The following is a 20,542-nucleotide window of genomic DNA, read 5'->3' on the forward strand; positions in this document are numbered from 1 at the left end:
CCCGGTGTCCTACCAGATTCCGTCCCCGCACAGGGAGAGAACCGGAAGGCGATCACCACATCACCCGGGCTCTGCGACGGTCCGACCCGCGATGGGGGGCCACCGGAGACCGATCCGCCCGCCATACCGTCACACCAGCGGCTTCCGCGCTCATCGCAGACGGCAGGGTTGGCACGGGACTCAAACACGCACTGATGTGTCCCAGGGGCGGACCCTGGCCACGCCACCCCGATACGAGCCGGGCCGGGAGGCGAACTGGCCGGCTGAAGTTCCGCTGAACGCGCCCCCGCCCAGTCCCCGATAAGCCCGGAGGCGGGGGCGGGAGCGCCGAAGGGCCTATCCCCGATCAGTCCTCGTCCTCCTCGTCGTCTTCCTCGTCGTCCTTGAGGTAGTCGGGGTGGAGGACGTCGACCAGGCGTTCATCCACCGGCATCCCGGTCTCGTCCTCGTCGATCAGCATCCGCCGCAGGAGGTTCAGCGGGTAGAACCCCGCATAGGGCCCGGCGCCCGGGAAAGCGACGCAGGGGGTATCGAGGGCCGGGGTGTCGGCAGGGTCGAACAACGGCGGACAGGTGCCGTCATCAAGAGGTTCGGACACGTACTGCCACACCATTCCGTGCTTACGGCACATCATCTCGCCGACGTACCAGATGGCACCCTGCACGAAATCGTCACGCCGCCGCTGAGAGTCGACGTCCTCGGAGCTGTCGAACGTCTCGCGGAACAGATCGTCGAGCATATCGAGAGAGGCCGCAGTGAAGTCGAACCGCTCTCGCCCCCCGGCCCCGTCGGCCCAGCGGACGAAAGCGCTCCGCCGTTCGGCCAGCCACGCCAGTAGTTCGGGGTGATCGGCGGGGTTCGTATCAGCGCTCATGACCGGTCACCGTAGCGGGCGGCACTGACACGGCCTCAACTGAGCGACACCTTCGCCAAGACCGTCACGACGTCACCCAGCTCATGCCGCTGCTGGAGCCCATCCCACCCATCCGCGGCCTACACGGCCGGCCACGCACGCCACCGGCCCCGGCGGCTGTTCGCCGACCGTTGCTACGACTTCGACAAGTACCGACGCCTCGTCCGGGCTCGGGGGATCACACCCAAGATCGCCCGCCGCAGCACCCCGCCCGGCTCCGGGTGCCCCGGGCAAGACCCGATGGGCCATCGAGCGCACCTTCGCCCGGCTCCACCAGTTCACACGGCTCGACATCCGCTACGAGATACGCGCCGACCTCCACCTCGCCATGCTCCAACCCGCTCGCAGCACCCTCCGTTTGAGACGACTGGGAACCTCATTCTGAAACGCTCAGGCGGCGGGGAGCTATCCGGCCGGGGTTGTCCACAGTGGACGGTCTGTGCGGCGGGATTTCCCGCGCGGCGATGCCGACGACGAGCCGCCGAGCGGCGCCGGAGAGGGACCAGTGATCATCCGAGGCCGGGGCGCATGTCCGGCGGTCGTCGCGCGTGTGAGCCATCCGCGACAGCGCTGCGGACGCGAATACACCCTCCTTGCTTCCTAGGGCCCCTAGGTTATAACCTAGGGACCCTAGGGATCCTAGGGATCCTAGGGATCCTAGGGATCCTAGGGATCCTAGGGATCCTAGGGATCCTAGGGATCCTAGGGTCCCTGGGAACGAGCGAGGAGGCTGCATGGCGCGGGCTGGACTGACAGCGGAGCGGGTGACGCTCGCGGGCGCCGAGCTGGCGGACGAGGTGGGGCTCGACCAGGTGACCATGTCGCAGGTGGCGCGCCGACTTGGCGTGAGGGACGCAAGCCTCTACACGCACGTCCGCAGTCTGGACGACCTGCGCGGACGGATCGCGCTTCTCGCGGCGGACGAGAAGACCATCCGTATCGCGGAAGCCACCGCCGGACGGGCGGGCAAGGACGCGCTGGTGGCGTTCGCAAACGCCTGGCGGGAGTACGCCCACCAGCATCCGGGCCGGTACACGGCGACGCAGACTCCCCTCCAGATCGCCCCTGAACTGGCAGCGCAAGCCCCCGGACCACGGCGCGCGGTCGAGCTGACCTACGGCATGCTGCGCGGCTACGGACTGGCCGAGCCCGACCTGACCGACGCCGTCCGGTTGCTGCGCAGCACCTTCCACGGGTTCGTCGCCCTGGAGGCCGCGGGAGGGTTCGCGCACGAGCGTTCACCGCAGCAGTCCTGGGTCCGCGCCCTCGACGCTCTCCACACCCTCCTGGAGCACTGGCCCCCGTCTCAAGAAGGAGTCTCCTCATGACGGAACCGACCACCGGTACCCTGCGCGCGAACGGCGCAACCCTGCACTACGAAGTACGCGGCCAAGGCCCGCTCCTGCTGCTGATACCCGGAGGGGCGGGCGACGCGGCCTCCTTCGACGGCATCGCCGACGACCTGGCCGCCGAATACACCGTCGCGACCTACGACCCGCGCGGCATGTCCCGTAGCCCGCTGGACGACCCCGACGCCGAGCAGCACGTGGCCGAGCACGCCGACGACGCGTTCCGGATGCTGGAACTGCTGTCGCCCGATGAGCCCGGCCGGGTGTTCGGTGCCAGTTCGGGGGCGATCGCCGCCCTGCATCTGCTTACCAGCCACCCCGAACGCCTCGAACGCGTTGTGGTGCACGAACCGCCGGTCGTGGAGGTCCTGCCGGACGCCGCCGACCATCGCGCGCTCCTCGCGCACGTGCAAGAGACGCTCCACACGCAGGGGCTCCTACCGGCGATGGCAGAGTTCGCCGCGGGGCTCAAGAAGGACGGCGACACCGCCGAGCCGACCGCTAATCTCAAGCTTCCGCCACAGGCCGCGGCGCGGGCCGAGCGCACGATGGCCAACCTGCCGTACTTCGTCGGGCGCATCGTGCCCCGCTTCATGGCCTACGCCCCCGACATCCACCGGCTGGAGACGCTGTCGGACCGGCTCGTGTTCGCCTGCGGCCAGGACTCACGCGGCGAGCTGCCCTACCGTTCGGCCGCTTTCCTGGCCGACCGTCTCGGCACGGAACTCCAGCACTTCCCCGGCGGACACACCGGCCTCACCACCCACCCCGCCGAGTTCGGCGAACTCCTGCGAAAGGCACTGCGCCCTTGAGCTCGGGCCCCACCCCACCTGGCCAGACCCACGGAAGATCGCCACTAAAGACGTCCATCCGCCACTGGCCGTGCCGAGGGAACTCCTAGTGGCCACGGCCACGTGGTGGGCGCGGCAGAGACCCGAAACATTCAATCCCCTCGACTGCAAGACGTTTCCCGCGGGCGATCTCGATCAGGCCGGCGTCATCAAGCCGGTGCAGGACCGCCTCGTGCAACCGGCCCCACATCCAGGCCCGCGACCAGATCAGAACCCGGCAGGGGACATGGAGAAGCATTACGAGGGGGAGGTCGCGGGGCGCTCGGCGACCCTGTTCACTTCAGCGTTCGACCAAAACACGGGCGTTGGCACCTATGTGGCCATGGAGTCGTTCGGAGGCTCACTCAACGGCCAGGACGGCGCTTTCAATTTCGTGCACTCGGCTTCCACGTCCCTGTCCGTGCGACCCGGCCATGGTCATGGCCCAGACAGCGCGGAAGGTCACCGACATGGACACCGTCGTCCCAGCGATCCGCGACCGTCAACGCCAGGACGGCACCGGGCCCAGTCCTACGGCTCCCGCGCCGAGCTCCTCGCCACTTCCGCCAGCCTTGGACGTCCGCCGTGCTCCGCACCGTAGGCCCGCCGCAACGGGCACGGTGCCGTTCCGCAACCGCACCGCGCCCTCCAACGTCCGACCGTGTCCTCGTGGACTTCGCGGCAGACGGCGCGTCCATGCTCTCGCCGGGGTGTTCGCCACCTCCGGGGAGGAAGTAGCACTCCGAGTCGTCCCAGTTGGCGCGCATGAGAAGGATATGGCCGGCGTGGAGGACGACGGTTTTGGCGGGCGTGCGGATCTCCGGGTGGCGGCCTCAACCACGGTGCTGCTGCTCCAACCTCCCGTGTGGGAGGGGCGATGCTTCAGCGCTCCGTCTTGCCGAATGTGGTCGGGCGTCGTGCGATGTGGCGGAGGACCATCCGCCAGGGGCCGGTGAGACGGATGAACGGTTGGGCAGGGCTGCTTGCGATCAACGCTCAGCGGCGCCTCCCCCCGGGGCGTGGAGCAGCGAGGGTGCGGCTGGTTGTAGGAAGCATGGCGTCATCGGGGAGTAGTGCAGCAGTGCAGCAGTGACGTCACTTGTCGATGGGTTGGGAGGAGGCACCAGGGCTTGCCAGGGCAGCGTCGGGATGTCCTGGTGAAAGTACTGAGTGCTTCTGCCGGCGGGATTCGCCGACTGGAGCACTCAGCTCTCTCCGTGGTTTGCTGCTTGCACTGCTGCGGATGTCAGGAAAACGCGACGGGGCCGCAGGTAGTCGTGCTGGTATTTGTGGAGGGGAGCCCAAGGCCGCGGAGCAGCCCCGGGGTGCTCTGTCGGTCGACCGACTGGCAGACGGGCAGAATCGTTCCAAGGTCGTCGGAAGACTGCTGATAGGGGCTGTCAGCCCAGGCCGCGGAAGTCTGGCTCGCTCCCGCCAGGGCAAGGATGACGATGACGGTTCGGGCACTTGTGCGTACGCTCATGCTCGTCTTAACGAGCTTGATCGCCCGGCGATACGCAGCAGTCCCGGACTGTAGGCCAGTGGGGCGATACCCACAACTGACCCCGGCCCTGGAACGCATCCGTGCCGCACGTCCGGCCGGCGTCATCCGCGTACACACCCCGATCGTCTGCGTGGCGACGAGGCGTACTCATCCCGCCGGAACCGCCGCTACCTGGCGGCATCACCAAATCAAGCACACGATTGCCGAGAGGAAGGAGCAGCGAGCCAACCGCCAGCGCCGTGGTAGCGCGGGCGGCGGGCCCACCGGCTTCGACAAGAGGGCGTACATCTCCACAACACCGTGACCGTCGCTGTTTTTCGCCTCTGGCTTCGCTCGTGACCCGCCGGACATCCGTAGGGCGTGACTGGTAGGGCGTGACTGGTGAGTCAAACGTGCCTACTCGACGGTGATGTCCTCGTAGGTGATTGTTACTTGCTCTGTTGCAGGTCCGGCGTCAGAAGCCTCCAGTGAGGGGCCTTCCCAGCGGGACGCCCAGGCGTTGCTGAGGTGGATACGCCGGACGGTCTCCCTCTTTGCGTCCATCAGAGCGATGGTGATGTTCTGCCGGGCGCTGTCGAGATCTGCGTTGACCAGCGTCTCTTTGATCCAGTCGGTGAATGCGGTGCTCTTGTCCATGCCACGGGTGATCGTGACCTCACCGCTCTTTCGTGCGCCGGGCTGTTTGCGCACGAGCAGCTCACCGGTCGAGGACACCTGCCGGACCTCGACGACGTCCTGTTCCAGTTGCAGTCCGGACACGCTCTGGATGGTCTCGACTCGGAAGTTGCCCAGTTCGACGGCAAAGGTGCTGCTGCTCAAACTGTCACCGGTCAGCACGACAGGTACCTCCTGCTGCTAGTTTCTTCGCCTGCCTGATTTGTCGATCTTCCCTTGCCTCGGGAATGCCTGCAATTGGAACTCATGTCCACAATTTGGGCGTAAATCCTCGAACACCTCAGAGGCGCGTCCGTCGGATCGAGACCACCCACGGGACAGCCCCAAGGAGGCGGGCCATCAGGGGAGTTACGGGCGGCGTCCCCACGCGGAAATCATCGGGCGGTGGCCAGGTCGAGGCGTCCGGTGGCGACGTTCCGCGAGCTGCTGTGCGGGACCCGACTCGTCCGGACACAACAGCGGCTGCAACCCCGGGGCGGCGTCCTCCAAGAGCAGCCAGCCGCCGGGCCGCGGCGCCCTGACCAAATGGCGCAGCGCCTCGGTGCCGTCGATGACGTGCACGAGGACCAGTCGGGCGTGGGCGAGGTCGAAGCCCCCGGACGGCGGCGGTTCGGCCGCCACGTCGTGGCGCAGCACCTCGATTACGCCACTGGCGATGTCCCGGGTCCAGGACACGTCGATGTCGGTGGCGATCACCGTTCCCGCGGGCCCGACTCGCTCGGCCAGACCGAGCGGTACGGACGGACCACCGGCACCGACCTCCCAGCACCGCATGCCGGCAGCGATCCCGAGCTGGTCGACGTGCCGGAACGTCACGGGATCGAACAACTCGCTAAGGGCGTCGCATCGGATTCCTCCGACGCATCAGGTTCGCCGTCGACGACATCGGGGACGTCGTCGCCCGCCTGCGCGCCCACGGCGCCGAACTCGTCGACGAGCCGGCGCAGTACGAGGACAGCTATCGGCCGGCTCTGCTACATCGGCCACTGCACGGCGGAGTCGGCCTCCGTCGGCCGGACGAGTCCCTCGTGTTGGAGGAGTGGGACTGCGGGATAAGGCCCGTGCCGATGTGGCCGGTGGAGCGCGCTGGGCGTTCTGTCGCGGCGACGGTTGAGCGTTCTCACCGACGGTTGCGTGCCGCCAGTGAACGAGACTCCGTCCCGGCTCTCACGTGAGGGTGTGCCGAGGTAGGGCGCCGGGTGTCCCGGTTTGTGGCCCGACCTCCTGACGCCAGCAACGCGGCCGGCTTGGAAGCCCGAGCCAAGTGGTCGTCACGAGCGGTTCTCCTCAGCGGTGTCCGGCTCTTCTCGGCGTGCGTCCGATGTGGAACGGGCAAGCGAGGAGAACAGGCCAACGGCACATGCCCGGGCCGTCAAACATTCCCGTCAGTTCTCCATCAGATGTGGTGAACCCCGCATTTCAGAGAACTGATGTGCCCGGATTGCCCTCCATGATGACGTCGTCTCACCCACCCCCCTCCACGAGGAGTACGACCATGTCCGAGACGGCCGAGCCCAACGTCGGTTCGTTCACCCTCGGCGGTCCGCTGACCGCCGAACCCGCCGGGACGATCGAGGTACCGGAGCACGACGAGTGGACCCTGCCGAACGGCTTCGCCTGGGTCTTTCGTGGTGAGGGCAACAGTGGTCTCGTCCGGCCCGTGATCATGGCCGACGGCTTCAACCTCGGCCGGAGCAAGCTCGACGTGCTCTATGACGGGCTGGAGAGCGCCTTTCCGTTCATCAGCGAGCTGCGCCGGCGCGGCAGGGACGTGATCCTGCTCGGGTTCGAGGAGCGCAGCGCGTCAATCCTGGACAACGCGCGGGCGGCCGAGGCCGCCATCCTGCGGGCCACCGCCGAGCGAGAGGGCAACGTCCCCCTGGTTGTCGGCGGCTTCAGCATGGGCGGCATCGTCACCCGCTACGCACTCGCCCACCTGGAGCGGCAACGCATCGACCACCAGACCGCGCTGTACTTCTCCTACGACAGCCCGCACCGGGGTGCTTCCATTCCGGTCGGCGTGCAGGCGTTCTCGCACTTCATCCCGCTCCCGAACAACTTCGCGAAGCAGATGAACAGCCCGGCCGCGCGCCAGATGCTGTGGCAGCACTACGACAAGGACACCGGCAAGATCGGCGTCGCCCCGGAGCGCACGGAGTTCCTCGACGCTCTGGACCAGCTCGGCGGCTGGCCGATGATCCCGCGCAAGATCGCCGTGGCCAATGGTCGCGCCGACGGTGTCGGCCTGCCGGGCGCGATGCCCGGCGACGTCGCGCTGCGGATCGAGCGGATCTACCCGGGCACGACCTTCTACATCCAGGCCCAGGGCCACGACGTGACGGCCGCCTACCTCAACCGCAGGTTTCCCAAGGCCGAGAAGACCATCACGACCGATGGCTTCCCGGAACTGGACGGGGCGCCGGGCGGAACCCTGCACACCTACAAGATCCTCGCTGAGACGTTGGAGAAGTTCGGCGGCGAGGTGGACCTGCGGCACGAGGACGTGTGCTTCGTCCCCTCGGTCAGCGCGGTCGCGATCCGCGACGTCGACAAGCAGGACGACCTGTACCTGAACATCGGCGAAGCCGATCCAGAGGAAAGCGAGCTGGACGACTTCCTCTGCTCGTCCACGACCACCGCGCACACGGCCATCACCGAGGAACTGTGCACCTGGCTCCTGGAGCGGATCCCCGACTGATCCCGTCACGCGCCGATCGGGGCTGCCGCCCGCTCTCACGAGCCGGACGGCAGCCTTTTCATCGATCCGCGCCCTGAGCAGAGCGCACCACCTTCGGCGAGAAGCAGGCCCCTCGACCAACGTTCGGTCAGAACGCGCAACCTTCACTGCGAGAGGTCACTGGGTGAGGTGCCTGGGCTGGCGGGGGATTTCCTGGCCGGAGGGAAGCATCTGCGGCCGTTGCTGTGCTTCGTCCGCGTCAGGCCGCCGGCGGTCTGCTTGAGCGGGGTGACGGCCAGGTGCTGACCGGTGATCACATCCCCCGGACACCGCGTCCTGCAGCCTTGCGTCAAGCCACCCCCATTTCCATTCCCATGCCCATTCCCGTGCCCATTCCCATACCGGCGCCGCTTAGCGGTGACCGCCGGGCACCTCCCTCGTGTAGGTGACCGGCGGAGGGGCGGGTGAGATAGCCGAGGAGGAGCGCGCGGACGGCCCGATACCGTCCCTCCTCGCGGCGCCGATCGCTTGACACGCGGCGCCTATTGTGGCTGGTCAGGGCGGTGTAAGGGCCTTTTTGACCCTCGGTCATAGTGGGCGCCATGGACTATGACGTAGTGGTAGCCGGAGGCGGCCCGGTCGGACTCATGCTGGCCTGCGAGCTCCGGCTCGGAGGCGCGCGGGTGGCCGTCCTGGAGCGCCTCACCGAAGTGGACCCGACGGTCAAGGGCGGGGCGATCACCACGCCCAGCGCCGAGGCGCTCTACCGCCGGGGCATGCTGCCCGCGCTGGCCGAGGTGCAGCGGCAGGCGATGGACCGCTTCCGGGCGTTCATGCGCGAGCGGAACGGCGGGGACGGAGGCGGGGCTGCCGGCCAAGGGCTCGGGTTCGTCGGGCACTTCGCCGGGATCATGCTGCGCGCCGACCTGGTCGACCGTACGGAGCCGGGCCTCGGCGACGCCGGACCCGCCGCCGAGATCGCTCTCGTGACCCAGCAGGACATCGAGCGGCTGCTCGGCGGGCGGGCGGACGAGCTCGGCGTCGACGTGCGCCGGGGAGTGGAGTTGACCGGCTTCGACGCGGACGACGGGGCCGTCACCGTGCGGACGAGCAGCGGGGCGATACGCGCCGGCTGGCTCGTGGGCTGCGACGGCGGCCGCAGCACGGTCCGCAAGCTCGCGGGGTTCGAATTTCCCGGTACGGACCCGGAGATCACCTGTCACCAGGCGATCGTGGAGATGACCGGCACCGAGGATCTGAAGGTCGGCTGGACCGCCACGGACACCGGGGTGTACGCCCACGGGCCGATGCCGGGTCGCGTCGTCACCGTGGAATTCGACGGCCCGCCGGCCGACCGGGACGCGCCGGTCACCGCCGAGGACCTCCAGGCCCGGCTGCGCCGCGTATCCGGCGTGGACGTCACGATCACCGGGGTGCGGACCGCGACCCGCTTCACCGACCACGCCCGCCAGGTCACCGAGTACCGCAAGGGCCGGGTGCTGCTGGCGGGCGACGCGGCGCACGTGCACTCCGCGTTCGGGAGCCAGGGACTGAGCCTGGGCATCGGGGACGCGATGAACCTCGGCTGGAAGCTCGCCGCGGTGATCGGCGGCCGGGCGCCGGAAGGGCTGCTGGACACCTACACCTCCGAGCGGCACCCGGTCGGCGCGTGGGTCCTGGACTGGACCCTGTCCCAGGTCGCGGCCATGCGCCCGGACCCGCAGTCCCGGGCCCTGCGCGAGATCGTCAGCGACCTGGCGGGGACGGTCGTGGGCACCACGTACCTCACCGCGCGGCTCAACGGTGCCGGCGTGCGGTACGAGCTGCCGGGCGACCACCCGCTGACCGGCCGCAGCGCCCCGGACCTCGAACTCACCAACGGCGGCCGCCTCGCGGACCACCTCCACGACGGCCGGGCGCTCCTGCTCGACCTCACCGACGACCCGGAGCTCCGGGCCCTCGCCGCGGGCTACGCCGGCCGCGTCGACATCCTGACGGCCAGTTGCCCCTCCCGCCCGGAACTGGCGGCGGTCCTCGTCCGTCCGGACGGCTTCACGGCCTGGGCGGCCGACGCGGGGGCACAGGCGCCGACGTCGATGGCCGGGCTGACGGAGGCGCTGGAGGAGTGGTTCGGGGTGGCGGAGGGCGCGGTGACGCTGGGCTGATCCGCTGATCCGCTGATCCGGGTGGAGCGGGCGTGAACTGCGCACCCTCCCCGCTGAGTTCGTAACCTTCCACGATTGTGTTCGTGGTCTTCCACGATGGCCCGGGAACCCGGCCGCCGGGCCATCGTGGGAGCCGCGTCGGGCAGCGCCGGCAACGCCCCCGCACCGGCAGTGGTGCGAGTGCGGGCCGGCGCCGCCGATCGACTTGCCCCGCTTGCGGGCGGACTCGTGACCTTCGAGGGCGGGGTCGCGGGCCTACTTGTGTTTGGTCACCCCCAGGCGAATAGCAAGGCCGGGGGGACCTGCGGCCGGTAGCGGCATCCCGTCCGGGTACTGCGCGTTCGGGCCAACCTCACACATTGTGACGTTCCGCTGTTCGGCACGGGCGATACGGCTTCTCACGGCTGGCGAGGCACACGCCCCAGCCGACCTGCGAAGCGCGGCAGCCTGGATGGCTTGCGAGGCCGCATGCCACCACCGCAAGGGGCAGCCGACGAGACCGCCACGTGGCGTACCGCCCGTTCCATCACCGTGAGGAATCGCCCGTGCCACAGCCCCCGGCCAGCCGCAGGGTCACAAGGGCCGCTACCCCCGCCGCGCTGCCGAAGGTGAGAGCCGCGGGAACGCCGTCACCGAGCTTTGAGAACAGGTACGCAGGCCCCCATACGGTGACAGTGTCGTCCAGCGCCATGTGCAGCACTTGGCTCGCCAGCAGCCCCAGCACGGTTGCGCAGACCGCGCCTGCCACCATCGCCGCCACCGTGGTCCGTGTGAGCAGGCCCGGCAGAAGCCGCAGCGCCCACCAGATCACGGCCAGCATGAGCACATCCGCGGCTCGGTACAGCAGCCAGTCGCCGAGCGGTGTGGACGCCGGGCCTGTCCAGCCGCCGAGCAGCAGCCACTCGCGCAGCAGATCGCCGGGCTCGGACAGCAGCCCTCCCCCGCCGAATCCGGTCTGGATCCAGGCCGCCACCGATTGGTACGAAAGAACCACCAGCGACAGCGCGATCACCGCGGTCCCGACGCTCGCGGCCAGGCGGGCAGCGCGCGGCGGCACACTGTGCCGGGGCAGCGGGTCCACGCCCTTGACGGTCACACGCGCCACGAGCACCGTGAGCAAAGCGGTCAACAGTGCCGCGAACACCACGACCGGACCGCTCGACGCGATCACACCAGCGAGCTGCGGCAGGAACCGGTAGCTGCCGTGCCCCTGAGACGCGATCAGCCACGGTGCGGAAACCGTCACGGCCAGCGTTCCGGCCACCGGGCCCCAGGCCCACAGCGCCAGCAGCGTGGCCGGCGTACGGCCCTGCGTCGGTGGAATCCTGCGGACCAGGAGCAGCGCACCGGCCAGGAAGAACACGAAGACGGCCACGAACCTGATCTGCATCGCGGTGCTGTACAGATCGGCGTACTGGGTGCCTCCACTCAAGGCCGTGGCCCCACTCGCAGGCCCGTCGGACAGCAGCGCCGTCGGAGGGTCGTACGACCAGGGTGCGAGCCATCGCCGGAGTTCGTTCGCGGACTGAACGTCGAACACGCCCGTGCTCCCGGGCAGTTGCAGTGCCTGCGTGCTCGCCCCCGCCCACCACAGCAACAGCGTGATCAGCACACCTTCGACGAGTGCCGCGCCGCGCGCCGATATGTCATGTCTCTCCCCCGCCTTGGCCCTCTAGCCGTCAATGTTTCGGTCAGTCGAAGGATAAGTTGTGGTGATCGCGCGGGCGTGTGTTGCGACTGCCCGGAGGGCTGTTGCCGGCGCAACTCCCAGGCATACCGCTCGTCTTCGCCCGGCCGAGGAATACCGCGTACCGCAAATACGTGACGCGTACCAGCAGTGCGTACTGCCATGGCGCCACAGGACACCCAGCCGTTCGGCGGGGATTGACGACGTCCGCGCGAATCCGTCAGGCGGTCAACCAGGAGACCTCAACCCGGCCAGCGGAACTGCCGACATCCGACGCACCCGCCAGCGCACCAACTCCAGCGGTCTGACGGCTCTACCGGCCAAACCCAGTTCCGAACGGCGCATCGCCCGGCGACGCCGTGCCTGCGCTCCCTCGAACAGCACCGCGACCGAGGTGAATCGGCCGGTCTCCGAGTCGTCCTCGCGCGCCCCGAGGTGCGTCAGCCCGGTGTCGTCGGTGTCGTCTGTCCCCCCGACGTAGCCCCTGGGAGCCGGGCCAGGCAGTCGGTTTGGTGCCTCGGGGCCCACCCAGCGGCAGGTTGCGGCGTTGGGTGAGGGACTGGTCGGCGGCCTTGATGACAAGTTGGCCGGTACCGAGGCGGTCGGCGAGGGTGACGGTGTAGGTGCCGTCGTCGGCAAGGACAGCGCCAGAAGTGTTCACACAGCGCGATCAGATGCGGCGTGTCCCTCGTCGGAGTGGTTTCGCCCAGTAACTGGGCCACTGCCCGTGTTCTTCCGGTTGTCTCGCGGACAGCACGCATGGCGCGCATCAGCACCATGCGCCGAATCGCGCGGAGCAGAGGGGCCATTATGACCGACGGGACGGTTCTGTTCGCGGTACAGGAACAGAGCGGAGGCGCCGCCACCGAGCAACTGCGCCGAATCCGCAACGAGCTGGAGACCCGGGGCCTCGACGTGCGCTGGGCCACCACAGCCGACGAAGCCCAGGCAGTGCTGCGCACCGAGGCGGGCATGGCCGCCGCCGTGGTCGACTGGGACCTTCCCCAGGCCGCCGCAGACGGTGACGAAACAGGCGGCGCCGAGGTACTGCGCCACGTCGGCCGGCGTTTCCAGAACCTCCCCGTCTTCCTGGTCACGGCCGGCGAGGACCTGGAACACCTGCCCCTGTGGGTGGCCGAAGCGGTGGTCGGCTACATCTGGCCGCTGGAGGACACCGCACCCTTCATCGCCGGACGCATCGCCAGCGCCGCCCGCGGCTACCAGCACGACCTGCTACCGCCGTTCTTCAAAGCGCTGCGCCGCTTCGACCACGCGCACGAGTACTCCTGGCACACCCCTGCCCACTCCGGCGGTGTCGCCTTCCTCAAGTCCCCCGTCGGCCGGGCCTTCCACGACTACTTCGGAGAACGGCTGCTGCGCAGCGACCTGTCGATCTCCGTCGGGGAGCTCGGTTCCCTCTTCGAACACACCGGCCCGGTCGGTGCGGCGGAACGCAACGCCGCCCGCGTCTTCGGCGCCGACCGCACCTACTTCGTACTCCACGGCGACTCGACCTGCGACCGGATGGTCGGTCATTTCTGCGTCACCCAGGACGAGATCGCACTGGTGGACCGCAACTGCCACAAGTCGGTGCTCCACGGCTTGGTCCTCTCCGGGGCCCGGCCGGTCTACCTGGTCCCCACCCGCAACGGCTACGGACTGGCAGGCCCCCTGCCGCCCGCCGAGATTCAGGCTCAGTCGGTCGCCTCACGGACCAGCCGCAACCCACTGACCCAGGGCGCCGTCTCGCCCAAGGCGCAGTACGCGGTGCTGACGAACTCCACCTACGACGGCCTGTGCTACGACACACTCCAGGTCGCCCAGGCCCTCGCACCCAGCACCCCCCGGCTCCACTTCGACGAAGCCTGGTTCGCCTACGCCCGCTTCCACCCCCTCTACGCCGGCCGCTACGGCATGGCGGTGGGCCCCGACACCTTCCCCGGCCCCGAACGCCCCACCGTCTTCTCCACCCAATCCACCCACAAGCTGCTGGCCGCTCTATCGCAGAGCGCCATGGTGCACGTCAAGCCCGCACCCCGGGCGCCGGTGGAACACGACCGGTTCAACGAGGCGTTCATGATGCACGGCACCACCTCACCGCTGTATCCGATGATCGCCTCCCTCGACGTGGCCACCGCGATGATGGACGGCCCCCAGGGCCACTGCCTTATCGACGAAGCGGTGACCGAAGCCATCCGCTTTCGCCAGACGGTCGTACGCATCGCCGGGCGCATCGCCGCCGCCGGCGACCGGCCCGACTGGTTCTTCGGCGTCTGGCAACCCCAGACCGTGACCGACCCGGCCACCGGCAAACGTCTGCCCTTCGCCGACGCACCGCCCGAACTGCTGCGCACCGAACCGTCCTGCTGGCAGTTGGAGCCCGACGCCGACTGGCACGGCTTCACCGGCCTGACCGAGGGCTACTGCCTGCTCGACCCCATCAAGGTCACCCTCACCTGCCCCGGCATCGACGCCACCGGACAGATGTCCCACTGGGGCATCCCCGCCCGCATCCTCACCGCCTACCTGGCCACCAGGAACATCGTGGTGGAGAAGACCGACAGCTACACCACGCTCATCCTCTTCTCCATGGGGATCACCAAGGGCAAGTGGGGGACCCTCATGGACGCCCTCACGGACTTCAAATCGCTCTACGACCACAACGCCCCCCTGGAGCGTCTGCTGCCCGAGCTGGTCGCCGCCCACCCCAACCGCTACACCGGCCAGACCCTGCGCGACCTGTGCCAGGAGATGCATGACCACCTGCGCGACGCCCGCCTGGTCGAGCTGCTCGACACCGCCTTCCAAGACCTGCCCGAGCCCGTCACCCCGCCCCAGCACTGCTACCAACGCCTCATCCGCGGCGGCACCGAGCGCGTAAGGCTGACCGACGCGGCCGACCGGGTGGCCGCCGCCATGGTCACCGTCACCCCGCCGGGCATCCCCGTCCTGATGCCCGGTGAAAACATCGGCAGCCCCGACGGCCCGCTGCTGCGCTACCTGACCGCCCTGGAATCCTTCGACCGGCGCTTCCCCGGCTTCCACAGCGAGACCCACGGCGTCACCCTCGCACCGGACACCGGCGACTACCTCATCGAATGCGTACGCCAGATCCCCGCCCAGCAAACCGGCCGCACAGCCGGAGAGCACCACAAGACACCGACGCCGCACCCGCTCAGCCCCCAACTGCCCCCCACCTGATCCCAGCCTGATCCCAAGGCACCAGGTACGCCCCGCCCCCGGACGGGCGGGGCGTACGCCAGAGACTCCGCTGCTCACAGGGACGCGTCCGGTCGATTGTGTGACCGTTCTGGTCCGGTCGTTGATGTGGACGCGGGTCCGACGCGAGCCCCCAGTGTCGCGAACCGGAGCCGTAAGGCACAGGCTGGAGGGGAAGCGAGTTCCCCCAGGTCTCTCAGTGGACCGGATATGGAGGAGTCATGGTGGCGACGACGCGCGACGAAGCTCCGGTCGCGATCGAAGGCGGTGGTGTCGAGTTGCGTATGCAGGAGGTCGGCGGAGACATGACCGTCGCGTTCGCGCGGCTTCCCAAGGGCACGGACATGGCGCCGGCGGTCAAGGGCCTGCCCGACGACCTGTGCCAGTGCCCCCATTGGGGATACCTGGTCAAGGGGCGTCTGAAGATGCGGACGAAGCAGGGGGACGAGATCTACGAGGCAGGCCAGGCGTTCTACTGGCCGCCCGGTCACGCCCCGGAAGCACTCGAAGACTGTGAGTACATGGACTTCTCGCCCACGAAGGAGTTCAAAGAGGTCATCGACCACATCAAGTCGCAGGCAGGGTGACCTCTACGGGGGCTGGCCAGCTAGTTGGCCAACATGACCCACCAGGACGCTGAGTCGCAGCGGGTCACGCCCGCGGTGGGCGCGGGAGAGAGCGGAACCGCTGGCCACGCACACGCCGACCAGGCCGACGGTTCGTACGCAGCGGCGCGAGCCGGGTGCCTGAGCACCGTAGCGGGAGCGAGACGACGTCCTGGCCCACCGCCTTCCGTGGCCCAGGTTTGGGCCTGCGTTGCGACGAATTGCGAGTCGATGCGCGGTTCGCATGGCGGGGCAGGGGGGCCCGCGGGGTGCGTGAATGCTCTACCAGATGAGTCGTGAGAAGACGTAGAGCACTGCCAGGGCCCCGAGAACCACTCCGGCGATCTGCCAGGCTCTTTGCTGTGAGGGCAGGGTGAATACCTGAAGTGCGGTGTCCCCGGGGAAGACGTAGTAGACCCGGTGCCTGTGCTGGGGAACGGCGACCCGGACCAGTGGGAGGTACCGCAGGCTGGCCTGTCGTGCGATTTCGCCTTCGCACGGCTTGAGGCGGGGCCGCAGGAGCGCCTTGAACTCGGTCTCGAGAGCGTCAGGGATGGAGTCGTTGTCGGTAAGGGATGTCTTTCGCCAGTTACCGTTTTCGCGTGCGTACTGGCGGGCCATGTAGGGCAGTCCCGACTCGGGCCACCTGATTTCCTCAGTCCGCGGCTGCCGGCTGATAATGCCTTCGACCCATGTCACCGTGTGGCCGGTGCCTCCGCACCGTTCGTGGGGCACGGTTCCCGCGCGGTCGCAGTCGGGGCACCGTCGTACGCCCTTCCCTTGGCAGCGCGTGCAGGTGATGCGTCCCCGGCCGCGGCATGTGGAGCAGGCGGCCTCCAGCGCGCCGCATTTTTTGCAGGTGAGGCGTTCGTCCGTTGCCTGCCTCTGGTCATCGACAGACTTCCGACTTCGGTGTCCGGTGCCGTCGCAGCGCAGGCAGGAGTCGATGCCACGGCAGTCGGTACAGGTGGCGGATTCCTCACACGGTAGGTCGCCCCTCCCCTGGCAGCGCGGGCAGGCGACCCTTCCGTTGCCGCAGGCGCAGGACTGTTCTGTCACCGATCCTCGCTGCACGAGCTTCAGTGTCGTCCCGACGGCAGGGTCCTTCGGCGGGGCGAGCCGGTGACGCTGGAGCCTGTCGTACTGCGGGCGGTCCGACAGGTCGATCCGACCACGGTGCAACCGCTCTTCCTCTGTGCGGCTCTCTATGGAGCGCACGATCCTTCCCTCGAGGAGCGAGTGCCAGGTGATCTCCCCAGCAGCCGGCAGGCCCAGCTTCGGTGCTTGCCCGCGCTCGACGACGTGGCGCCGCACCGCCTCCAGGATGTCCTTCTCGTTCAGCATGCCCCTCCCCCTTTTTCAGCCGCGATTGCCTCTTGGCGGCCGCGGTTGGCACCGTAGCCAAAACCCGCGGCGGACCGGTGCCGAACGGGGGAACAGAGGTGGCTGGCCAAGTGTTCACACGCGAGGCCTGGGTGGGTGCCGGCGGGGTCGCCAGGTGCGAATCTCCAAGTGGGTGAGGTGCGCCCAGGGGTGCATGCGGCTGGTTTCCGGAGCCGCTGCCGGGGAGTTGCGGTGACGTCGCCGCCTGCCTCGTCGACGCTTTGGGCGAATTCGGTGACGTCGAAGCCCCCGGTGGTGGCGGTTCCATAGAGCGTTCTTCGCTGTGGTCGGCTCGTTCGCCTCCCCGGCGCCCGGCTGACCGTCTGTGAGAAAAAGGGGAAGGCGGAAGCCAACTGGCCGTTGGCAGGATGTCCCCCCTCAACATCCGATGGGAAAGGACCCCACGACCGTGGCTCGTGCCATCACTTTGATCCGCTCCGCCTCCCTGTCCGACGTCGCCGAGTACGCCTACGCGGCCACTGCGCCCGCCGAGTCACGCCTGATCTTCCTCGCTGGGGCGTGTCCGCTGAACGATGACGGCTCCACAGCAGCGATCGGGGACTACGCGGGCCAGGCAGCGAAGCCATGGAGAACATGCAGGCCGCTCTCTCTGCCTCAGGCGCGTCACTGCAGGACGTCATCAGTACCCGGGTCCTCGTCGCATCGGCCCGGCGGGAAGACCTGGTGGCCGCCTGGCAGGTGGTCCGGGACTCGTTCGCTGACCATGACGTCCCCAGCACCTTGATGGGCGTCACCGTGCTCGGCTACAAGGACCAACTCGTCGAGATCGAGGCCGTCGCCGCCGTGCTCGATTCTTGAGACTTTCTCCAAAGGACACCGCGAACGTGGGACGGCCAGTTGTCCGCCAGGACGGCTGGCCGTCGACGAACGTAGGCTGCGGTCAGTCGGGCACCGCTGGCTTCCCCCAGCCGCCGGCGAAGCGTCAGCAGCCGGGCACCGCCGAGGCGCAGGTGGCGCATCAGGCTGAACCCGGCTCACCCCCCCCCGGCCCGCTCTCTCCCCGCAGGCCCGGACGAAGCCGAACCCAGCCGGCGGGAGCGCTGCCCGACAGGGATTCGTGCACGGCGCCTCGCGCTGGCGCAGGCCAGGAGCCTGATCGGCCGGCTGCGGGGCAGAGGCTTACCTGAAGCAGAGCGCCATCGGACACTGCTGGCGAGGTCGTCTGCGGGATGGAGTGCGACGAGCCGGTGGAGGTGACCGCGCCGGGGGTCCGGGCCGGGGTGGACGTCGGCAAGACACTTCACCGCGCGGTGATGATCTACGCGCGTTGAACCGAGCACTGAAAGCGTTTGCTGCCTTGACCAACTCTGGAGTAGGGTTTCTCTAATGTCGGGGATTAGGTGCCCCACAAAGGCCTGACCTGCCTGCCATCTCACGGCGCTTCTTCGACTCGCGCAATGATGCCGAGCCTCTCTTCTCTCTTCACTTATTCTCTTCCGCGGCCCGGCGTTTCGGGTAATTTGGCATGCACTGGCACGCAAATGACTCTCGCTTGGCTGCCGCGGCGGTCACCCGCATCTCTTGGAGGCTTCGCCATGCCTGAATCCTTACAGAAAGCTGCAGCTCAGCTCGCCGAGCAAGGTTATCTGCACAGCAATCTCGGCCCGGCCCTCGTCGAAGGCGCCGAGTGGAAGCAATTCACCGACAGTTGGAACAGCCTCTGCCAGGATAACTACATGGCGGACGGCGGAACGTACCGACTGCGGCGTTACTCCGAATTCCACTGCTCCACAGCAAGCTCCCGGGTCACTCTTCTTCCGCACGTCCCGTATTCGCAGTCCAAAGAGGTCAATCACCTCAACGGTGGCATCGAGCGTAGCTTCGAGCCCTTTGAGGAACACATAGCCAACAGCCCGGTGATGGAAGCGGTGTTCCGGCGGTGCGCGGACGTGATGGCCGCGTCCGGCGCAGGAAGCGCCTGGAAGGTGCAGACGTTCCAGAATCGGATCCTCGCCCGAAGCGGGGAGAAGGGGCAGCCGGCTCCCGAGGGAATGCACCGCGACGGCGTCGACTTCGTCCTGACGCTCTTGATCGGTCGGAATTCCGTCGAGGGAGGCAAAAGCGGGATCTACGACGCCGCATCGCGGGAAGGCCGAGCCGAGGTCCAGCTCACCGAGCCTGGTGAGTTCCTCTTCGCCGACGACGCGCGCATGCTGCACGACGTCACCGCCCTCACCCCCACCCCCGGCAGTGATGAAGGACATCGCGACGTGCTGATCGCCATGTTCACCCGCGCCGAAAGCGCGGTGGACGGGAAGTGACACACCAGCATCTGCTGCGCTCCTTCCGCCAGCTCGAAGCCGTCGGAATAGACCGCTCCCGTCCGCTCGTCACGCTCTTCAGCGGTGGGCTGGACAGCACTTATCTGCTGCACCGACTGCGCGAAATGAACTTCACCGATGTCCACGCGGTCAGCGTGGATCTCGGCGAAGACGAGTCGAGCGAGGAAAAGCAGCGCATCGCGGACGCGCTGGGCGTGCGCCTGCACATCATCGATGGCCGCCAGGAATTCGCCGAGGAACACGTGCGGCCGGCCATCGCCGCTCAGGCCGTATATCTCGACACCCACCCCGTCAGCTCAACCCTGAGCCGCCCGCTGATCGCCCGGCTCGCGGTCGAGCTCGCCCAGCAGTTGGGCGCCACGACCGTGCTGCATACCGCCAATCGCTCGCAGAACACTCTCCGCCGTCTCAACGGTGCGCTCGAACTGCTGGACTTCTCCGGTTGGTACGGCAGCCCCTACGACCTGGACCCGGTGGACCGCCAAGACAAGATCCTCGAACTCAAGCGCGTCGGCCTTGACCAGATGAGCGAGCGCATCGTCAGCGGCGACTCGAATCTGTGGTGCCGGGAGTTCGAGTCGGGGATCCTCGACGACCCCGAAGACCACTGCGTCCCCGAGCACATGTTCCGGTGGAGCGCAGTGCGGCACACCGCCCCCAGCGACACGGTGGAGGTGACCTTCAGGGCGGGCGTACCGGTCGCCGTCGACGGCACCCCGATGAACCTGATCGACCTGATCGAGGCCCTGAACGAGCGCGTCGGCTCCTACGGCCTCGGGCGATACAGCGGCCTGGAACACCTCGACAACGGCGAGAAGGTCCTGGAGATCAGGGAAATGCCCGCCGCCTGGCTGCTGCTGCGCTCCTACCGTCACCTGGAAGGCGCGACGCTCGCCGCCGAGACCATCCGGGAGAAGATGCACCTGGAGCAACTGTGGGTGCGCGAGGCCCTGGAAGGACGCTGGTTCGGCCAACTACGCCAAGCCGTAGCGGCATTCATGGATCTGTGCGCCGACCAGGTCACCGGCTCGGTGAAGTGGCACCTCACGCCCGGCGGCGCGGAAACCCGCGCGATCATCGCGGAACGGCCGCGCTACCTGCGTGACCGCGAAGCCTGGGAGCAAGCCTCCATACGCGAGGAGAGCGCGGCCTACGCCCTCTCCTGACCCACCACCGGCTCGGTCGGCCGCCGCGCACAGGCCGTCGACCGAGCCTCGCCGAACGGCCGAAAA

General features: G+C 68.3%; 13 protein-coding genes and 5 pseudogenes. 12 read left to right on the plus strand and 6 right to left on the minus strand.

The window, feature by feature from the left end; genetic code table 11:
- Positions 1 to 346: 346 nt before the first annotated feature.
- The gene (locus tag ACZ45Z_RS07775) at positions 347 to 874 is read right to left on the minus strand and encodes a hypothetical protein (protein WP_468357778.1); all 528 of its coding nucleotides are present in this window, start codon (positions 872 to 874) and stop codon (positions 347 to 349) included.
- A 59-nt stretch (positions 875 to 933) separates the two neighbouring features.
- Here ACZ45Z_RS07775 and ACZ45Z_RS07780 point away from each other — a divergent pair.
- The 3 genes and pseudogenes from ACZ45Z_RS07780 to ACZ45Z_RS07790 form a co-directional block, all read left to right on the plus strand.
- A pseudogene (locus tag ACZ45Z_RS07780) lies at positions 934 to 1,298 on the plus strand (transposase); the annotation flags it as partial.
- Positions 1,299 to 1,647: 349 nt separating this feature from the next.
- The gene (locus tag ACZ45Z_RS07785) at positions 1,648 to 2,241 is read left to right on the plus strand and encodes a TetR/AcrR family transcriptional regulator (RefSeq protein WP_468357781.1); all 594 of its coding nucleotides are present in this window, start codon (positions 1,648 to 1,650) and stop codon (positions 2,239 to 2,241) included.
- Entirely contained in the window at positions 2,238 to 3,074 is an 837-nt protein-coding gene (locus ACZ45Z_RS07790) for an alpha/beta fold hydrolase (protein WP_468357784.1), read from the plus strand. The genes ACZ45Z_RS07785 and ACZ45Z_RS07790 overlap by 4 nt, the downstream gene beginning before the upstream one ends.
- 160 nt (positions 3,075 to 3,234) lie before the next feature.
- On the opposite strand, the pseudogene ACZ45Z_RS07795 reads toward ACZ45Z_RS07790, so the two are convergent.
- Positions 3,235 to 3,330 (minus strand): annotated as a pseudogene (locus ACZ45Z_RS07795) (IS5/IS1182 family transposase); the annotation flags it as partial.
- A gap of 9 nt (positions 3,331 to 3,339) precedes the next feature.
- On the opposite strand from ACZ45Z_RS07795, the gene ACZ45Z_RS07800 reads away from it, so the two are divergent.
- A complete protein-coding gene (locus tag ACZ45Z_RS07800) occupies positions 3,340 to 3,693 on the plus strand; it encodes a DUF3224 domain-containing protein (protein WP_468357787.1) in 354 nt (117 codons plus the stop codon).
- Between the two features lie 929 nt (positions 3,694 to 4,622).
- A pseudogene (locus ACZ45Z_RS07805) lies at positions 4,623 to 4,935 on the plus strand (IS5/IS1182 family transposase); the annotation flags it as partial.
- A 57-nt stretch (positions 4,936 to 4,992) separates the two neighbouring features.
- Here ACZ45Z_RS07805 and ACZ45Z_RS07810 read toward each other — a convergent pair.
- Both ACZ45Z_RS07810 and ACZ45Z_RS07815 read right to left on the minus strand, forming a co-directional pair.
- A complete protein-coding gene (locus ACZ45Z_RS07810) occupies positions 4,993 to 5,433 on the minus strand; it encodes a phage tail protein (protein ID WP_468357790.1) in 441 nt (146 codons plus the stop codon).
- Positions 5,434 to 5,631: 198 nt separating this feature from the next.
- Positions 5,632 to 6,123, minus strand: a pseudogene (locus ACZ45Z_RS07815) (class I SAM-dependent methyltransferase); the annotation flags it as partial.
- Between the two features lie 643 nt (positions 6,124 to 6,766).
- On the opposite strand from ACZ45Z_RS07815, the gene ACZ45Z_RS07820 reads away from it, so the two are divergent.
- Together ACZ45Z_RS07820 and ACZ45Z_RS07825 are read left to right on the plus strand one after the other, a co-directional pair.
- Positions 6,767 to 7,969, plus strand: coding sequence for an esterase/lipase family protein (locus ACZ45Z_RS07820; protein ID WP_468357793.1), 1,203 nt, complete (start codon positions 6,767 to 6,769; stop codon positions 7,967 to 7,969).
- Positions 7,970 to 8,550: 581 nt separating this feature from the next.
- Positions 8,551 to 10,113 (plus strand): FAD-dependent oxidoreductase, encoded by a 1,563-nt coding sequence (locus ACZ45Z_RS07825; RefSeq protein ID WP_468357796.1) that lies wholly within the window; start codon positions 8,551 to 8,553, stop codon positions 10,111 to 10,113.
- A gap of 526 nt (positions 10,114 to 10,639) precedes the next feature.
- Here ACZ45Z_RS07825 and ACZ45Z_RS07830 read toward each other — a convergent pair.
- Positions 10,640 to 11,725 (minus strand): hypothetical protein, encoded by a 1,086-nt coding sequence (locus tag ACZ45Z_RS07830; protein WP_468357799.1) that lies wholly within the window; start codon positions 11,723 to 11,725, stop codon positions 10,640 to 10,642.
- Between the two features lie 885 nt (positions 11,726 to 12,610).
- Here ACZ45Z_RS07830 and ACZ45Z_RS07835 point away from each other — a divergent pair.
- Positions 12,611 to 15,001 carry an Orn/Lys/Arg family decarboxylase gene (locus tag ACZ45Z_RS07835; protein WP_468357802.1) on the plus strand — a complete coding sequence of 797 codons (2,391 nt, stop codon included), beginning with the start codon at positions 12,611 to 12,613 and terminating at the stop codon, positions 14,999 to 15,001.
- A 239-nt stretch (positions 15,002 to 15,240) separates the two neighbouring features.
- Positions 15,241 to 15,606 carry a cupin domain-containing protein gene (locus ACZ45Z_RS07840; RefSeq protein WP_468357805.1) on the plus strand — a complete coding sequence of 122 codons (366 nt, stop codon included), beginning with the start codon at positions 15,241 to 15,243 and terminating at the stop codon, positions 15,604 to 15,606.
- Between the two features lie 300 nt (positions 15,607 to 15,906).
- Here the strand turns inward: ACZ45Z_RS07840 and ACZ45Z_RS07845 are convergent, their stop codons facing one another.
- Positions 15,907 to 16,968 carry a CCHC-type zinc finger protein gene (locus ACZ45Z_RS07845; protein WP_468357808.1) on the minus strand — a complete coding sequence of 354 codons (1,062 nt, stop codon included), beginning with the start codon at positions 16,966 to 16,968 and terminating at the stop codon, positions 15,907 to 15,909.
- Positions 16,969 to 17,416: 448 nt separating this feature from the next.
- Between ACZ45Z_RS07845 and ACZ45Z_RS07850 the strand changes: the two are divergent.
- The 3 genes and pseudogenes from ACZ45Z_RS07850 to ACZ45Z_RS07860 all read left to right on the plus strand — a co-directional run bounded on the left by ACZ45Z_RS07850 (position 17,417) and on the right by ACZ45Z_RS07860 (position 20,476).
- Positions 17,417 to 17,826, plus strand: a pseudogene (locus tag ACZ45Z_RS07850) (RidA family protein).
- 737 nt (positions 17,827 to 18,563) lie between these two features.
- A complete protein-coding gene (locus ACZ45Z_RS07855) occupies positions 18,564 to 19,289 on the plus strand; it encodes a 2OG-Fe dioxygenase family protein (RefSeq protein WP_468357811.1) in 726 nt (241 codons plus the stop codon).
- Positions 19,286 to 20,476: an argininosuccinate synthase-related protein gene (locus tag ACZ45Z_RS07860; RefSeq protein WP_468357814.1), complete on the plus strand. Its 1,191-nt coding sequence runs from the start codon at positions 19,286 to 19,288 to the stop codon at positions 20,474 to 20,476. The genes ACZ45Z_RS07855 and ACZ45Z_RS07860 overlap by 4 nt, the downstream gene beginning before the upstream one ends.
- The last annotated feature ends 66 nt before the right edge of the window (positions 20,477 to 20,542 follow it).

This window comes from Streptomyces sp. NPDC031210 (assembly GCF_055570395.1).

Excerpts from the sequence above, each read along its gene's own strand:
- ACZ45Z_RS07775 (WP_468357778.1), bottom strand. The coding sequence starts at position 874 with ATGAGCGCTGATACGAACCCCGCCGATCACCCCGAACTACTGGCGTGG.
- ACZ45Z_RS07840 (WP_468357805.1), top strand. The coding sequence starts at position 15,241 with ATGGTGGCGACGACGCGCGACGAAGCTCCGGTCGCGATCGAAGGCGGT.
- ACZ45Z_RS07835 (WP_468357802.1), top strand. The coding sequence starts at position 12,611 with ATGACCGACGGGACGGTTCTGTTCGCGGTACAGGAACAGAGCGGAGGC.
- ACZ45Z_RS07855 (WP_468357811.1), top strand. The coding sequence starts at position 18,564 with ATGCCTGAATCCTTACAGAAAGCTGCAGCTCAGCTCGCCGAGCAAGGT.
- ACZ45Z_RS07820 (WP_468357793.1), top strand. The coding sequence starts at position 6,767 with ATGTCCGAGACGGCCGAGCCCAACGTCGGTTCGTTCACCCTCGGCGGT.
- ACZ45Z_RS07825 (WP_468357796.1), top strand. The coding sequence starts at position 8,551 with ATGGACTATGACGTAGTGGTAGCCGGAGGCGGCCCGGTCGGACTCATG.
- ACZ45Z_RS07785 (WP_468357781.1), top strand. The coding sequence starts at position 1,648 with ATGGCGCGGGCTGGACTGACAGCGGAGCGGGTGACGCTCGCGGGCGCC.
- ACZ45Z_RS07790 (WP_468357784.1), top strand. The coding sequence starts at position 2,238 with ATGACGGAACCGACCACCGGTACCCTGCGCGCGAACGGCGCAACCCTG.
- ACZ45Z_RS07800 (WP_468357787.1), top strand. The coding sequence starts at position 3,340 with ATGGAGAAGCATTACGAGGGGGAGGTCGCGGGGCGCTCGGCGACCCTG.
- ACZ45Z_RS07845 (WP_468357808.1), bottom strand. The coding sequence starts at position 16,968 with ATGCTGAACGAGAAGGACATCCTGGAGGCGGTGCGGCGCCACGTCGTC.